A 15,538-nucleotide genomic window follows, 5' to 3' on the forward strand; every position below is an offset into this window, starting at 1 on the left:
CGTCCGTACGCGCCTTCCCCGGCCCTACACATGGTGATTCAGTCCACACCACCACCAAAGCGAAGAATCGAGCACCATGCCGAACATGACCCGGCCGGCGAGCTATGCCCTCGCCTTGCTGCACGACATCCACCCTGGCCCGGCACTACATACATACCTAGGTGGCATCGACGCCACCCTGGCACCGCACGGCGGCAGCTTCCTCATCCACGGCGGTACACCCCGGGTCGTCGAAGGGTCGCTGACGTGCGACCTGATAGTCATCGGCTTTCCCCATGCCGATGGTGCCCACCACTGGTACCACTCCCCGGCCTACCAGCAGCTAGCTGAACTGCGGCGGACCTTCGCCCAAGGGGCGGTGGTGCTCTACCGCGGCGAAGACATTGACCACCGTGCCTTCGATATTCTTACCAGCAACCTTGACACATCAACCGCAGAAGACAGGGGAGTAGTCGATTAGTCGTGGATCCGACCTCGGCGTCGATATAATTACCGATCGCGGTTATTCGCCCTTCGACCGTGATCGCGAACGCCTCGAGCGCTGACTTCGACCTGATAGCCCACTGTGCTTACCTTTACCGGGTGGGGTCCAGTGCTCGCGTGGCCAGGTGCAGACATTTTGAGTGTGCTTGGTCGGTAGGTGCCCTCGTGCGTGCACTGCGCGCCTGCAGCGAGCGTTGACGGACTCGATCGCATTGGTCGAGCCGACCACCCTCCTGATCTCGACGGCCTAGTCCAGGAACGATACGAACTCGCTCCACGCGTCGTCCGACATATTGATGATCGCCGGGTATCGCTGTCCCCATTTTCTGGAGAGTTTTGTGAACCGTTCCGTCGCCGCAAACTCCGACTGGGCGGTGTAGACCGGCTTGAGATCATGCGACATCTCATCCCAGCACTTCCGGGAGGCGAACCGAAAGGTGTTGCGTATGAGATGAATAATGCAGTTCTGCATCACCGCCGGTTCCCACACGCTGTTGATCGCATCGGACAGAACTTTGAGCCCGTCGTGGGCCAACTCGAGTTGTGGAAGCCGTCGCCTCAGTCGCCATTGTCGAACCATGGAGCCCGCTGAGGCATTCACAAGTCGACGATAGAGCGTGTGTATTACTCAGCCATGACCGCTGAGGTAATCGCCTTATCGCACGATTTCGCGTGGACTGGCTCGCGAAACAACTCGAGGAGGGGATAGTCCGATGATCAGTTCCATCGCCCAGTACTGGATCGACAAATTGGTGGACGGTTCGCCTGTGGGAAAGGCGTTGAGTCTTTCGGTCGAGGGCGCCGCGATCGATAGGGTCACGCTCGCTATGCCTATATCCCACGACATCATGACCACGCCGGGCGTCATGCATGGAGGAATGTTGGCGACTCTCATCGACACTGCAGGAGCGGCCGCGTCGGCGTCGGGGGTTATCGAGGAGGACAAGGTCACGGGTGGGGCGACCACCCACCTCTCGGTCGCCTACTTCGTGCCGGCCCGAACGGATGTCGTCGCGATTGCCGCAGTAGTCCATCGAAGTAGGACGAGCACGATGACCGACGTTGCAGTGAGCGACAGCGACGGGAGGCTTGTTGCCCGAGGCCAGGTGACCAGTCGCATCTTTCACTAGTGGTCCGCGTTTGAAGTTGCTGGGCGGTTGGCTTTCTTGGGGATCTGCTCGGCTGTTTTCGCCTAGAGCGTCTGAATCTCCTCACCAAACCTAACTGTGACAAGCAATCTCAGACGGTGCGGAAACTGCGTTTGTCGCACAGCAGTCATGATGCGTCGGAGTTCGGCTGCGAGCTGGTGGGCGATCAGGAGTATCCGCCGGTGCGAATCGAGGCACCCAGGTCGCCGTATGGGGAGTTCCTCGCCGACAACCCAGCCGGCGATCGGGTACAGATTCGCCGGATCTCGGCGATCAATCGCGCCCACCTCGAGGCGGGCCACCCGCCGCCCGGGCGAACCACTGCCCTGCGCCTGGCCCTCGACTCCGCCCGAGCGCTGCGCCGACACCGCCGTGCTCGGCAGCTGGCCGCTGCCGCGGGGAGCCTGCCGACTGTGGGGTCGACCGAGGCGTTGTTCGGGCGCCGCGATGCGGTTCTGCTGATGCTTGTGGCCGCAGGGCTTTCCTATCGCGCGATCGCGGCCTTGGACCGTACCGACCTCACCGTCGACGCCGCCGGCAATGTGTCGATCGGCGGCACCCATCGGCTCCGGCTCATCGCCGAGCACCCTGCAGGGTTCCGGCCGGGCGAGGTGTGGGCCAGGTGGGACACGGTGTTGCAGTTCGCCGACCGTTATCCCTCGACTGCTCTGGTGCTGGATCATCTGCGCGGCAACACTTTTCCGGACATGTCCGGGTGGCCGCAGCGGGCGTGCCCGGTGGCGGTGCCGATCGATCGTTGGGGCCACATGCCGCTGCCCGCCGATGCAATGAGTCCGGTCGCCATCGCCGAAATCGTCGACGCACACCGGACCGGATTGCCGCCGCACCGCGGATCCGTTCCACGCAGACGCCGCGAACGCTCCGATGACACACATGATGCCGCACCGTCTGTGTCGGAACATGATTCGACCGATCTCGACACCGATTATTACGAGACCGGTATTCGGGCACGCCGCACCGCGCACACACTGTTGACCGAGGTCCCTGAGCTGTACAACGAGGTCGAGGACCGCATCGACGCACTCCTCGCCCGCATACTCGACCTGCTCGAACAACACACGAACGCCACCGATCAGCACGAGTGACGCCGAAAGCAATTGGCAGGGAACGGACTGACGTCACAGCCCGTCATCGGTGAACGACCGGACAACGAAACCATCGCGTCGCCGCCTCGGAACAGAGACCACCGGAGTCGGCAAGCGGAAAGTGCATCCTTCCAGCGGAACCATCGGTCCCGCTATCTTGGTGCAAAATCGGTCATCACTCCTTCTCTCCATAGTTCGCCTCTGTCTCAATGAGACCTCTGAGATGTTTTCGGGGGCTTACTTTTTGATCATGAGGTGACGGTTACTCCACATGGCTGGAACCGTCTCAATTGGGAGGACAGATGGAGATCTTTTACGTGACCCGGAAGCTGTTGCCGTTGTGGCCTCAGCCCGAAGGGCTCGACGCCCACGCCGTCTTGGAACATCGGACGCTGCAGGACGGCATGCCGTTGATCGTGGATGAGCAGATGAGGCCGGTGGAGCCGATCTGTGGTTGGTTCCGCGCTTTGGCTTATGAGAACAAGCAGCCGGAGACGATGAGGGCGTATGCCTACATCGTGCGTCGGCTAGCGGAGTTTCTCCATGGCCGGGGCACCGATGTCCTGGGCGCCACCGAAGCTGACCTTGTCGGCTACCGTTGGGCGCGAACAGAACTGGACACCCGGCCGATTGATGGGGCGACGTGGGACAAGGAAGCGGTGGTGATCAACGGCTTCTACACGTTCCTTTTGGCTCGGGGGTTGATCGAGCGTCGACCGTTTCGGCTGATCGGTCGGAGTCAGACCCGAAATTCATTGCACAGTGGCGTGCGCAGGGGCATGGAAATCCGGCACATGTCCGTCGAGCAGTATCTGTTCTTCCGGGACGTGGGCTTCGGCGGCCAGCTTCCGGACGGGAGTGTGGACGATTCGTTCCGCGGCTGGGCTCCCCACCGAGGACGAGCCGCCCTGGAGCTGGCGCTGCTGACCGGTATGCGGCTCCAAGAGTGGTCTACGCTGCTGCTGCCCGAACTCGGTGTGGGTAGCCGCCGAACAGGGGATCCAGTGACGTTCAGGTTGCAGAAGTGCGCGAAGTACGAGAGCCCGCGGGACGTCTACGTCCCGTCTGCTGCGCTGGACATGGTCGATCACTTCCTGCGGCTGGAAAGGCCGGAGATTGCTGAAGTTTCAGCGAAGGCTCTGGCGCGGCGTGGCACGGACTTGTTCGTGGTCTCGAAGGTCGACCACGAACAGGGCAGGCTGCACGGCGTTTTGGAGGGCCGCCGCCGGCAGTTTGTGATGTCGGCGATGAGCCCGGAACTGCGGCGGGTCACGTTCTGGGAGAACGAATTCGGTGTGGAGCCGCTGGCGGTGTTCATCGGCCACGGCGGCAAGATGCTCGGACCGTCGTCCTGGGATCGGATTCGCAAGGATGCCTGGCTGCGGATGCGCGCCCACGCTGATCATCCCAGCGCCCCGCTGTTGCCGGGCAAGGCGTGGAGATTCCACGACGCACGCCACACCTTCGCGGTGCAGTTGCTCAAGTATCTCCAACGTGTGCGGGTCCAGGGGGAGATCGAACGCGACAAGGCCCGGGGGATGATCACGCTCCCCGAGCATTACTCACTCAACCCCGTGCTGACTGTCCAGCGTCGACTCGGCCACCTACAGACCTCGAGCACTTACGAATACCTGCGATACACCGAAGATCCCATGAAATACGTCGACGCCGCGTTTCGCGAGTGGAGCGCCCATGACGGCGCCACCTACGCCGATATTGCGTTGCGGGCGCTCGACGCCGACCGGGCGGAGGTCGCCGGTGCCTAGACGTTCAGAGTATCGCGCGGCGGTCCAGATCACCCGGATTCCGAAGGCTCCGAACCGGATCGGGCCCCGGCAACTGACCTGTAAATCCAACCGCAAGGACGTGACGATCACCCTGGATCCCGCCGACTATCGCTGTTCAGTCTTGGTCGCTGAGCTTGCCGACGAATGGGTCAGCTACCTCTCGCTGACCCAGGGGGCCGCCGGGCTCGCCTACCACTATCGGAAGTCGATCATGGAGTTCGCGGTCTATGCTGACGAGCAGTGTGTGAGCCCTGCGGGTCTGTCGCTGGCCACTGATTATCCCGACGTTGCCTACCTCGCCAGCGAGTGGTGGCGCACGCTACCGGCCGGATACCGGGCCGGCTCGGTTATTCCGGCTATGAGAGCCCGCGCATTGCGGGGTCTGATGAAGTTCCGTGCTCAGCGCGAAGACGTGTTGGTCAGCGAGGGTGTCCTTCGGTTGATCTCGGCGCCGCATGGCGTTCGAGCGGGCAAGAGCACGGAGCTTGACGAGTTCTCTAGGAGTGAGAAGCGGGCGCTGATCAGGGCGGCCTGGGATGGGATCCGCCAGGTGGAGGATCGCCTGGCGAAGGGTCAGGCGATGATCGCATCCGCCGGGGGTCATCCCGACCAGCATGGGTGGCTGGACGCGGGTAATCTTCTGTGGGCTCTGGCCCGGGGCGAGTTGAGTGTTGCCGACGTCGTTGCGGGCCTACCACGTTTGTCTCTGTGGCCGGTCGAACTGTCCGAGTACGCATCGATGCGTACGCCGTTGCGGCCCATAGACTTTCGGCATCAGCTGGTGGCTGTGCTGGTCAGCTTGCTCTACCCCAGGGATGCGGATCTGTACGGCTTCCAAGTGCTGTTGATGGATGCGACGGGGCGAGCTCCAGAGGAAGTGTCGGGACTCGACGAAGCAGATGTGGAGTTCACCCCGTCGGGAGTGCGACTGACGATGACGAAGAACCGGGCTCACCTGGTTCGCCATCAGGTGTTCGGGAACAGTAATACCGAGAACGCGGCCGTGTCGGGCCGCGACGTGGCAGAGGTGGTGCAGCGCCTGCTCACTGTGACCGATCGGGCTCGGCAGGACTGCGGCCTGGAGTCGAAGCCGCTGTTCTTGCGGGCAGCAGCGCGCGATCAGGGCCGTGTCCTGGGTATCACGCGTCTAGGCGATACGGGGGCGAGAGAAACCTTCACCTGGTGGACCAGGTCCCACGGCCTGGACTTGTCTGTGCCCGTCGACCTGCGGCGTATCCGCAAGTCCGGCAAGGTCGAGAAGGTGATCGCCGCCCGTGGTGTCATCTCCGATATCGCCGACGACCACACCGTCGAGACGTTCAAGGGCCACTACGCGCACGGCACCACGGTGCACGTGATCTCCGGGCATGTGGTGAACCAAGCGCAACGCTCGTGGTTCGACGCGGCGGTCAACGGGCCGATCACCCTTGACGGGGCCGCGGTCGAGGAACTGGAGGATTCCGCTGTGCTCGATGCGCTCGGCATCACCGGTGAGCAGGCCGGGCAGATCATCGCCGGCGAGCTGGACATGGGCGTCACCAGCTGCCGCGACCCGTTCGACTCGCCCTACAGCAAGCGGGGCGACCTCTGCGCGGTCGCGCCGCTGCGCTGCCTGGAATGCCAGAACGCGTTCGTTCTGCCCTCCAATCTTCCCCAGTTGTTGTTGTTCTCCGATCACCTTGAGCAGCTCAAACTCCGGCTCTCTCCGCCGCACTTCCACGCGGTGTGGGGTCAGAGTCTGGCGAACCTGCGTGCAGTCCTCGCTGAGCGGACAGCTGTTGAGATCAACGCCGCTCGCTCCCAGATCCGCGACGAAACCTTAAGCCTGCAACTTCCGCTGGCCGCACGAACGGAGTTTGACCTGTGATCGTCCCTGCCCTTGTTCCTCGCGGCATCTTTTCAGATGACGAGCCGGTGTTGCAGTCGGTGCCGCTGATCCCCGGCGCCGAGGTCCCGATCTTCGGGAACATCGTCAACTGGACTTTGGTGGCCGTCCAGAAACCGGCGAATCTGCCTCCTTCGGCCTGGGACATCAGCTTCGCCAAGCTCGTCGACCCGGTGTGGAACCTGCGGGCTCGTGAGTTGCATGGCCATGCTCAACCCGACGCATCCCGTGGTGAAGGCAGCGGTGCTGAACCTGAGAGTGCTGCCCGCTCAGGGCCGTTCGCTGCGGGCCATCGTCCAACGGCTGGGAATCCTGGCCAGCTGGGCATCTGAGCGAGAACTGAACTCGAACCTGGGCCTGTGGCACGAGGACGACTCTCGAGAGTTCATCGCCCACAAGCGCGAAGCGCTGAGCCCGTCGTCCCTGCACACATTCATCTCGACAATCAAACTGCTGCACCGGCTTGGGCCGTTGCTCAGCGGCGGCGGCCTACCCTCCGATCCCTGGCCGGGTGTGACATCGCGCAAGGCCGCCAATCTCGCCAAGACCAATCATGTGACGACGCCGAACATTCCACCGGGAACGTGGTTTCCGCTGGTCCGGGCGGCGTGGCAGTACATCGATGTGTTCGGTCCCGATATTCTGTCCGCGCGGCGCCGTTATGAACGACTCCAGAACGTTGCCGCCGGCACCCTCTCAGAACGGGAGTATCTGCTCGATGACTACCTGGCCGATCCTGCGAACCACATCCCGGTCCACACCGACCGAATGGTCGCCACCGCAGAGTCCATGGTGCCCGGTGACATCAACTGGCGGCTGCTGAGCCTCATGATCGGTATCCGGCGGGATGTGAGAGCTTTCCAGCACACTACAAGGAGCGCGGTTGTTCCCCGGATTCGTGCGAAAGCCGAGGCCGCGGTCGAGGCTGGCCGGGGCCTGCCGGGCGGGCTGTTAACTGAGTACGCGATGGTCACGCGCCCGGACGGGACCACAGGTCCCTGGCACCCTGGCCTGTGCTCACGCAGCGTGCTCGACGAATCATTCGCATTGCGCGCTGCTGCTTATGTATTCGTTGCGGCGCTCACCATGATGCGCGATTCGGAGGTCAGAGAGATCACCAGAGGTTCGGTGACCGAGTTCTACGGAGCACCGGCCGTCATCTCGACCAAACGCAAACACGACCCCGACCTGCCGGTCGCACACTGGTGGATCATCGAGCCGGTCGCGCAGGCTATAGCAATAGCCGAGGAACTCTCAGACCATCCCGACCTGATCTTCTCCGCTGACAAGGCCCACGCCAAGTCCGGCGGCGGCTTCAACAGCGGCGTGATCGTCCGGAAGTTCATCGAGCGAGTCAACGCCGGGACCGCCTCTCACGGGATCCACATCCCGGCGGCACGGGTGACCCCGCACATGTTCCGCAAGACCATGTCGATGCTGACCGAGACCGAGCCCGGGGGCGAGATCGCCTTGGGAATCCAGCTTAAGCACGTCGCGGCCCGGACCCTGGCCAACCGCACCACCCAGAGCTACGGTGCGTGCGATCCGCAGTGGGAGAAACTGCTGGGGACCGCCGTGGATCACGCCCGGTTCACAGGGCTCATCGACTTCTACGACGCGCATCACGCTGGTGAGAACATCGGATTCGGCCTCGGCGCCGACCAACTCAAGGACACGTTCGACGAGATCAAAACAACGATGAAAGAACTGGTGGCCACCGGGAGAGCCCGCCAGGGAGACAGGCGGGTAGAACAAGATCTGCTGCGCAAGGCCCGGATCTCGATCCGGTTCGGCAAGCTCAACCATTGCGCTGTGAACGAGACCAATCCGATTGGCGCCAAATGCCTCGAGGGCGAGGTGAAGATCCCAGAGGGACACCGAGGGCCGTTGATCGATCGATGCCAACCCGGACGCTGCGCCAACAGCATCATCGCCCCTACCCACATACCGATCTGGAACGCAGAGAAAGCCAGCTTGCTCGCTCTGCTGGAGGACCCGAAGCTACCTTCCTGCAGGAGGGCCGCGCTGGACCGCCAGGTCGCCGACGTCCAGACGGTGATCGACCGGACCGAAGGCGAGACCGACGCATGAGCGTGACCGAAGCCAGCGAGAAGGCGCTCCGGGACGCGATGGCGTGCTTGCTTGCGGGCAAACCCCGGCACACCGACGGGGCCTTCACCAAGGCGAACCTCTACAAAGAGGCAGGGGTTTCCCGGGCGACCATGAACCGTGCGACCGAGATCATGGCCGAGTGGGACGCACACGTGGCCGAGCACGGGCGCCGCACCATCGGTGAAGCACGCCGCGACACCGACCTCGACGAGGTTCGAAAGAAGCTCAAGGACAAGACAGCCCAGTGCGCCGACCTGCGCAACAAGCTGGACGCGGCCGCCACGGTCATCGCCGCACTGCACCATGACAATCAGGCGCTCCGCGAAAACTTGGACAGTCGTAACGGGCGGCTGGGGGATCTGAGCACCCACCGATCCGAACGTCACGGTTCACCGCCGGCCTGACCCAGACCGGAACACCACGACGACCGGTAACGCGGACGTATTCGAAATGTGCGCTATTTGACCAGTGACGCGGTCAGGAACGCAAGTAGGCCACCACAGCCATCACGCGACGGCTCAGACCGGAGGAGTTCGTTAGTCCGAGTTTCTCGAATACAGCGTTGATGTGCTTCTCGACTGAGCTCACCGAGACGTAAAGATCAGCAGCTATTCGCGCGTTGGTGAGACCCTGGGCCATCAGCTCGAGGACATCGCGCTCGCGCGGAGTGAGTCGTTCGAGGGGATTCAATCGGGTCGTGCGTGACAACAGCGCTCGCACCACCTCCGGATCGAAGGCTGTCCCGCCGTCAGCAACCCTGTTCAAGGCGTCCAAGAACTCGTCGACCTGTGCGACGCGGTCCTTCAGCATGTACCCGACCTTCCCGCCGGATCCGCTTATCAGCTCTGCCGCATAACGATTCTCGACGTACTGGGAGAGCACCAGTACCGCCACCTCCGGCCATCGACCACGAATGGTCAGCGCCGCTCGCAGTCCCTCGTCGCTGTGATCCGGAGGCATTCGGACGTCAGTGACGACGATGTCCGGACGGTCCTTATCGACGGCGTCGAGGAGAGCGTCCGCATCCGCCACCGACGCGATCACGTCGTGGCCTTCGTCAACGAGCAGGCGGACCAGACCCTCACGCAGCAACGTCGAGTCCTCCGCGACGATCACCCGCACGGAACGCTCGCTGTCACGACTGTCGGGCCGCCGACGGGGCTCTCCACCGTCAGAGTGCCGTCCACGGCCGCGACGCGGCGGGCCAGTCCGGACAAGCCCGGGCCGGATGGATCGGCCCCACCCGGCCCGTCGTCGGTGATCGTTGCAAGCGCTCGGTCAAACCTCTGGTGGGTGACTGTGACCTCCACCAGCCGGGGTAAGGCGTGCTTGGCCGCATTGGTCACCGCCTCCGAGATGACGAAGTAGACGACCGTTTCCATAGCGGGTCGTAACCTCTCTGTCAGTTCGTAGGTGAGGCGGATGGGGACACTCGCCCGTTGGGCCATGGTCTCGATCGCCGCATGCAGACCGGCTTGATCGAGTGCGACCGGGTACACCCGGTTGGCAACCTCGCGCAGCTCGCTGATGGCTCCCTGGGATGCGAGGTGGGCTTGAGTAAGGAGTTCGCTGCGCTTGTCAGGCTTTTCGGCGCGGCGGGCCCGGCCGATGAGCATTCCCACAGCGACCAGCTGCTGCTGTACTCCGTCGTGTAGATCGCGCTCGATGCGTCGGCGTTCGTCATCGATGGCATCGACCACGTGGTCGCGGCTGCTCGTGAGTTCGGCCACCCGTTGCTGCAGCAACCGTTCGGACTTCCTCCCGAGTGTTTGGACGACGAACCAGCGGTCCAGCGATCCAACCCCTGCCACGCCGACGACCGCGACGAAGATCAAGAGGATTCCGGGCAGCGTCGCTACTGCGATAAGTCCACCGTCGACCCGGCCCGAGTTTTCGATCAGGCCCCAGTCGCCGTTCAAGATCCACGCCGAGACCATCGAGCCGGCCACGACGAGGCAGAGAATTAGTAGTAGCGCCACGCCGAAGCCGAGCAGACCGATCGTCCACCGCACGCCGAGGTACCAGCGACACCGGCGAGGGGCCAGCGCGTCCGTGGAGAAGGTGCCGTGGAAGCGGGTTATCCGCCGGAGTTCGAGCCCTGTCAGCGCCAGTGTGCCTTCATCGACTGCGGTCCGTACTGGCCCTCCCCACCGATCGAGAATGTGCGCTAGCGCGAGGGCCAGTAACGCCACCACGGTGTACAGCATGGCCGAGATCGCCGTGACGCTACCAAGCAGAACCCCGGCAAGCGCCTTCAGCCATCGCCGAAGGAGAGAGATGATCGACGTTCGAGCCGCCAGGTCGGGTGGTGGGGACACGGCATGGTTTACCAGCACTTGAGCAGCGTAGCCGAGCATGTGGCCGCCGATATTGCGGTAAACCGCAGGGTTTGACGGTGTAGTTCCTTTCAATTGTCGATGGCTTTCCTCGATGTTCCCCATTCGAAAAATTTCTAACGTTTTCAGTGACCTACTTGACGAGCGACGTCACCGACGAACAGGGGAATTGATATGTCCGACTTGTTGATCGCTGCAGCTGCTGAGGCCGAGCCACTCGATGGGTTGGCCGGATGGGCAGTCGGGATCATGGAAGCGCTCGGCGGCCCCGGTGCCGCCGTCGTTGTCGGTGCAGACAACCTGTTCCCCCCGATCCCGAGCGAACTCGTCCTGCCTCTCGCTGGGTTCTCGGCCAGTCAGGGCGTGTTCTCCTTCGGTGCCGCGCTTTTCTGGACGACGCTCGGCTCGGTCCTGGGCGCGATCATCGTCTACGCGGTGGGCGCACTCATCGGGCGGGAGCGCACACGGGTACTGGTGGTACGGATCCCGCTGATCAAAGCCGGTGACTTCGACCGGACTGAGGCGTGGTTCGCAAAGCACGGCTCGAAGGCAGTTTTCCTCGGACGTATGGTTCCGCTGTTTCGTAGCTTCATATCCTTGCCTGCCGGAATCGAGCGAATGGGAATGCTGAAGTTTCTCGTACTCACAACAATAGGTAGTTTGATCTGGAACACCGTATTTGTCACTGCGGGATATCAGCTAGGTGAGAACTGGCACCTCGTAGAGGGCTATGCCGGAATCCTTCAGAAGATCGTCATCGCTTCGGTCGCAATTGCTTTCGTCGTATTCGTAGCCATGCGATTGCGGGCTCGCCGCCAGGCGGATCACGCCGGGCACCGAGCGCTATGACAACGCCGGAGTGGTCCACCCGGCCGGTGCCGGCACAAATACCTGCGGTTCGCGTGCGCGCCGCGCGCCGCCGGTACGACCTGGGCGACGAGACCGTCAACGCACTGAACGACCTCAGTGTCGACTTTCATCGCAGAACTTTCACCGCGGTGATGGGGCCATCGGGATCGGGGAAATCGACGTTGTTGCAGTGCGCTGCGGGGCTCGACAAATTGGACGGCGGGGAGACCTTCATTGGCGACGTGGAGGTGGGATCCCTCAGTGAGCAGGCACGGACCCTCCTGCGCCGATCCAAGGTGGGTTTTGTTTTTCAGTCCTACAACCTCATCGACTCGCTGACGGCAATCCAGAATCTCGAGCTGCCTCTGCGGCTTGCCGGTCGCAAGCCTGAGCGTTCCCGTATCACCGCAGGACTGACGAGGGTCGGTCTCGGTGATCGGATGCATCATCGGCCGTCTCAGCTGTCCGGTGGCCAGCAGCAGCGGGTAGCCGTCGCTCGTGCCCTCGTGTCCGAGCCTGAAGTGGTGTTCGCGGACGAGCCCACGGGTGCATTGGACTCTGCTGGCTCGCGGTCAGTCCTGGAGTTGCTGCGCAGCGTCGTAGATCACGAGGGTCAGACCGTGGTGATGGTGACCCACGACCCGACCGCGGCTTCGTTCGCCGATCGAGTGCTGTTTCTCCGTGACGGGAAAGTGGTAGACGATCTACAGCACCGCCGGGGCGTCCCAGGTGACAACCGGACCGCCGCTCAGATCGCTGCTCGGATGACTGAGGTCGCATCATGATCACCTGGGCATTGGCGTCTTTCCGGTGCCGGATCACGGCCGCGCTGGGGGTCCTACTAGCGGTGTTTATCGGCGTGCTGATCACGACTGCCACTGCACAAGTCATGGCTGCCGCAGGACCGCAGCCACCGGAACGGCTTCAGGGGGCATCGTTGGTAGTCGCCGGCGAACGAGCAACGAACGTTCTGGGACAAGCGGGTGACCGCAGCACGTGGGGCGGAGACCAGCTCGCCCAGCTGACGCAGCGAATCCTCTCGGTACCGGGCATCTCCGATGTCGTGGCGGACCGCAGCTTCCTCGCGCAGATCGTCACGCCGGCCGGAGCGCTGCCGAGCGAGGACCCACAGGTCGCGGGCCACGGATGGTCGAGCACATCGCTGGCTCCTTACCGATTGACCTCCGGTGCGGAACCGAAGCAGGCATCGGAGGTCGTGCTCGGGAGGGAATTCGGTTCCTCCGTGGGCAACACGGTCACCCTTCGGACTGCACAACGCGATGTCGAGGTGACAGTCGCCGGCACCACCGACGGCCCTGGCCTCTACTTCGACGACGCTACCGCCGCGCAGTTGGCCCCCGCAGCCAGCCTCCTCGGCATCGAGGTCACCGATCAGTCGGGCGAAGCCTCGGTGCAGGCTATGGCGGCGCAGTTCGGTGGCGAGGTGGTGACCGATCGCAGTGCCCTGCAGGATGACTCGATCGCGAAAAGCCGCTACTTGAGCAGTCAGTTCCTGACGGCGCTGGCCCTCGCGTCGGTGGTCGTGAGCCTCTTCGTCGTCTCAGTAACCTCGAAATTTGCGGTCGACGAGCGCACGCAAGAATTCGGTCTCCTTCGCGCAACCGGAGCGCTGCCGAAGCAGCTGCGCCGGGTGGTGCTGCTGGAGGCCGCGCTGCTGGGGACGGTGGGATCGGTTGCGGGAGCGGTGGCCGGAGTGTTGGCGACGGTGCCGCTGGCTGCAATGTTGCGATCGTGGGGGATCCTGCCCGCCCAGCTCGTCCTGACAATCGACTGGGTCGGTGCCATGGCAACTGTCCTGGGAGGTATTGCCATCGCCGTGATCGGGGCCGCTATCTCGGCGGTGAGCGCTTCGCGGGTGAGCCCGCTGGCAGCAATGCGACCTGAGTCGACCCGTCCGCGCAAGGCCAGCGGGCGGCTACGAACGATTAGCGGAACTGCATTGGCCGCGCTCGTCGTGATCGAGGTGGTCGCTGGTCGCGTGGTGCCGGGTCTGGACTCGGTGTTGATGGCGATCGTCATCGCCCTCACTGCTGCTATCGCTGCCGCATGTCTCGCACCGGTACTGGTGCCTCGACTGGCACGGATCCTGCTGTGGCTGCCCTGGCGGATCCGGCCGTCCGCCCCGCTCATGGTCGGCAGCGCTGAGGTCACCACAAACCCGCGCCGGTCTGCCTCGATCGCTGCGCCGGCGATCATCGCGGCTGCTCTCGCCATCCTGACCAGTGGATTCATTCCCACGATGCGAATCGCCTACCCCACAGAGGCCGCAAGTCAGATCGAAGGCCAGTCAGTGGTGGTGTCCGATGGCGATTACCTCACGGCTGACCAAGTATCCCAAGCGTACGAGAAGTACGACGTCATCGAGGTCGGGATATCCAGTCGGGCTCGGCTCGTCGTTCCCGGATCCACCGTCGCGCTCCCCGTCACGGCACTCCCGAGCGCGGCCGAGCCCTCCGGCTTCGAGGTGCCCCGATACTTGGCTGACGAAAATGGTTGGCAAACAGACGATCCCGTCACCCTGGTGATGGCGGATGGGGCAACCCTCAACCCGACGATCACGACGATTGTGGACGAACCACGGGGTGAACATCCCGGTGTGGCTTTGTCCGAGGGCATCATTCGCGCACACGACCCCTCGGCCGTGGCGGACGAGGTGTTCGTGCGCTCGTCATCCGTCCAAACCTCCATCGAGCCCCCCGCAGGCACCCGCGTCACGGATGCGATCACCTGGTCCGGGGCCCGCTACGACAAGGACCTGACTCTGCTCAATCGCTACGTCATGACCTTCATCGCAGTCGCTGTCGGCTACGCCGTACTCGCAGCCACCATCACCATCGCGATGTCCATGCGGCATCGGCAGACCCAGGTGCGCACACTGGCGCGCTCCGGTGCCACCAAACGGCAGATCAGTGGGGTGGTCGTCATCGAGGCTGTTGTCGCCGGCGCGTGCGGCGTGCTACTCGGTGCGCTCTGTACGCTCGTGCCGCTACACGAGATGGCGGCCGGACTATCGAACACCACAGGAAGCCCAGTAGGTGTTCACCTCGACTGGGCACAGGCCTTGCTGGTGCCGTTGGGAATCGCGTGTATGATGGGCGCGACTGCATCGGTGGTGAGTTTTCGTAGCGGGCCGGCGAGCATTCAGTGACCCCTGGCCGCACTAGCGATCCTGTTCGGATTCTGCCTCAGCTGGCTCACGGTCTTCCTTGGCGTACTCGTCAAAGACGAGAACACCGTCATGGCTTCTACCTTCATCGCTTTCCTCCCTACTCCTACTCGGAAGCAGCCTCGCCGCCCCCGTTGGCACCCTGCCCGGCTGGCTCCAAGCATGGGCCGACATCAATCCGGTCACCCACGCCATGGATGGTGCACGCGCCCTTCTCACCGGCACCCCCGCCGACGACTCGATCACTCAGACCCTCATCTGGTCGGCGGTCATCTTCACCGTCTTTTGTCCCCTCGCCGTCCGCGCCTATGCCCGAAAACGCTAAAGTTCTAACGGCACAGCGAAACGGGGTACCGGGTAATGCGGCGCCAGCAAACGCATTACGGCGTTCAGGTTGCTAAACACATGCGTCGCGGTCGCAGCGATTTCAGTGGAGGAAGCCCCACGGCATACGGCCGGGCCGCCAGAACGCCGACGAGGTTGTCAGTTTTAGAAGACGACTGCACTACGGTCACGGTATCCGCGCACACGACTGCTGACATAGTTCTTTCAGAAGTGGGCTGCACGAACCGAAGTCCCGACTTCGAAGTCAGCGAGTGAGTGCTGAGATGTGTCGGTAAAGAGTGGCCCTGCCTCTTTTCAGTG

14 protein-coding genes and 1 pseudogene are annotated in these 15,538 nt (G+C 63.3%); 12 read left to right on the forward strand and 3 right to left on the reverse strand.

Annotated elements, in window-relative coordinates; all coding sequences use genetic code 11:
- Positions 1–76 precede the first annotated feature (76 nt).
- The gene (locus QMK32_RS21375; protein WP_283477329.1) at positions 77–460 is read left to right on the forward strand and encodes a DUF1330 domain-containing protein; all 384 of its coding nucleotides are present in this window, start codon (positions 77–79) and stop codon (positions 458–460) included.
- Positions 461–488: 28 nt separating this feature from the next.
- Here the strand turns inward: QMK32_RS21375 and QMK32_RS21380 are convergent.
- A pseudogene (locus QMK32_RS21380) lies at positions 489–1,009 on the reverse strand (transposase); the annotation flags it as partial.
- A gap of 187 nt (positions 1,010–1,196) precedes the next feature.
- Here QMK32_RS21380 and QMK32_RS21385 point away from each other — a divergent pair.
- The 7 genes from QMK32_RS21385 (at position 1,197) to QMK32_RS21415 (ending at position 8,925) form a co-directional block, all read left to right on the forward strand.
- Complete coding sequence (locus tag QMK32_RS21385; RefSeq protein ID WP_283477330.1) at positions 1,197–1,613, forward strand: PaaI family thioesterase; 417 nt, start codon at positions 1,197–1,199, stop codon at positions 1,611–1,613.
- A gap of 116 nt (positions 1,614–1,729) precedes the next feature.
- The gene (locus tag QMK32_RS21390) at positions 1,730–2,737 is read left to right on the forward strand and encodes a hypothetical protein (protein WP_283477331.1); all 1,008 of its coding nucleotides are present in this window, start codon (positions 1,730–1,732) and stop codon (positions 2,735–2,737) included.
- Positions 2,738–3,054: 317 nt separating this feature from the next.
- Complete coding sequence (locus tag QMK32_RS21395; RefSeq protein ID WP_283477332.1) at positions 3,055–4,503, forward strand: site-specific integrase; 1,449 nt, start codon at positions 3,055–3,057, stop codon at positions 4,501–4,503.
- Positions 4,496–6,391, forward strand: a complete 1,896-nt coding sequence (locus tag QMK32_RS21400) for a hypothetical protein (protein WP_283477334.1) — start codon at positions 4,496–4,498, stop codon at positions 6,389–6,391. Before QMK32_RS21395 ends, QMK32_RS21400 begins: the two co-directional genes overlap by 8 nt.
- Positions 6,388–6,741, forward strand: coding sequence for a hypothetical protein (locus QMK32_RS21405; RefSeq protein WP_283477336.1), 354 nt, complete (start codon positions 6,388–6,390; stop codon positions 6,739–6,741). The genes QMK32_RS21400 and QMK32_RS21405 overlap by 4 nt, the downstream gene beginning before the upstream one ends.
- A complete protein-coding gene (locus QMK32_RS21410) occupies positions 6,653–8,500 on the forward strand; it encodes a hypothetical protein (protein WP_283477338.1) in 1,848 nt (615 codons plus the stop codon). The genes QMK32_RS21405 and QMK32_RS21410 overlap by 89 nt, the downstream gene beginning before the upstream one ends.
- On the forward strand, positions 8,497–8,925 hold the full coding sequence (locus tag QMK32_RS21415) for a hypothetical protein (protein ID WP_283477340.1): 429 nt from the start codon (positions 8,497–8,499) through the stop codon (positions 8,923–8,925). The genes QMK32_RS21410 and QMK32_RS21415 overlap by 4 nt, the downstream gene beginning before the upstream one ends.
- Before the next feature lie 73 nt (positions 8,926–8,998).
- On the opposite strand, the gene QMK32_RS21420 is transcribed toward QMK32_RS21415, so the two are convergent.
- Both QMK32_RS21420 and QMK32_RS21425 read right to left on the reverse strand, forming a co-directional pair.
- The gene (locus QMK32_RS21420; protein WP_283477341.1) at positions 8,999–9,643 is read right to left on the reverse strand and encodes a response regulator; all 645 of its coding nucleotides are present in this window, start codon (positions 9,641–9,643) and stop codon (positions 8,999–9,001) included.
- Positions 9,634–10,857 (reverse strand): sensor histidine kinase, encoded by a 1,224-nt coding sequence (locus QMK32_RS21425; protein WP_283477342.1) that lies wholly within the window; start codon positions 10,855–10,857, stop codon positions 9,634–9,636. Before QMK32_RS21425 ends, QMK32_RS21420 begins: the two co-directional genes overlap by 10 nt.
- Positions 10,858–11,031: 174 nt before the next feature.
- On the opposite strand from QMK32_RS21425, the gene QMK32_RS21430 reads away from it, so the two are divergent.
- Genes QMK32_RS21430 through QMK32_RS21445 form a run of 4 tightly spaced genes read left to right on the forward strand, consistent with a single transcriptional unit; the run spans position 11,032 to position 15,218 of the window.
- Positions 11,032–11,706: a DedA family protein gene (locus QMK32_RS21430; RefSeq protein ID WP_283477343.1), complete on the forward strand. Its 675-nt coding sequence runs from the start codon at positions 11,032–11,034 to the stop codon at positions 11,704–11,706.
- Entirely contained in the window at positions 11,703–12,491 is a 789-nt protein-coding gene (locus QMK32_RS21435) for an ABC transporter ATP-binding protein (RefSeq protein ID WP_283477344.1), read from the forward strand. The genes QMK32_RS21430 and QMK32_RS21435 overlap by 4 nt, the downstream gene beginning before the upstream one ends.
- A complete protein-coding gene (locus tag QMK32_RS21440; protein WP_283477345.1) occupies positions 12,488–14,875 on the forward strand; it encodes an ABC transporter permease in 2,388 nt (795 codons plus the stop codon). The genes QMK32_RS21435 and QMK32_RS21440 overlap by 4 nt, the downstream gene beginning before the upstream one ends.
- Positions 14,876–14,933: 58 nt before the next feature.
- Positions 14,934–15,218: an ABC transporter permease gene (locus QMK32_RS21445; RefSeq protein WP_217808498.1), complete on the forward strand. Its 285-nt coding sequence runs from the start codon at positions 14,934–14,936 to the stop codon at positions 15,216–15,218.
- The last annotated feature ends 320 nt before the right edge of the window (positions 15,219–15,538 follow it).

This window comes from Rhodococcus sp. H29-C3 (assembly GCF_030063405.1).
Taxonomy (GTDB): domain Bacteria; phylum Actinomycetota; class Actinomycetes; order Mycobacteriales; family Mycobacteriaceae; genus Rhodococcoides.

What these genes read in the sequence shown, in the direction of transcription:
- QMK32_RS21435 (WP_283477344.1), top strand. Translation starts at nt 11,703, where the DNA reads ATGACAACGCCGGAGTGGTCCACCCGGCCGGTGCCGGCACAAATACCT.
- QMK32_RS21430 (WP_283477343.1), top strand. Translation starts at nt 11,032, where the DNA reads ATGTCCGACTTGTTGATCGCTGCAGCTGCTGAGGCCGAGCCACTCGAT.
- QMK32_RS21375 (WP_283477329.1), top strand. Translation starts at nt 77, where the DNA reads ATGCCGAACATGACCCGGCCGGCGAGCTATGCCCTCGCCTTGCTGCAC.
- QMK32_RS21385 (WP_283477330.1), top strand. Translation starts at nt 1,197, where the DNA reads ATGATCAGTTCCATCGCCCAGTACTGGATCGACAAATTGGTGGACGGT.
- QMK32_RS21415 (WP_283477340.1), top strand. Translation starts at nt 8,497, where the DNA reads ATGAGCGTGACCGAAGCCAGCGAGAAGGCGCTCCGGGACGCGATGGCG.
- QMK32_RS21440 (WP_283477345.1), top strand. Translation starts at nt 12,488, where the DNA reads ATGATCACCTGGGCATTGGCGTCTTTCCGGTGCCGGATCACGGCCGCG.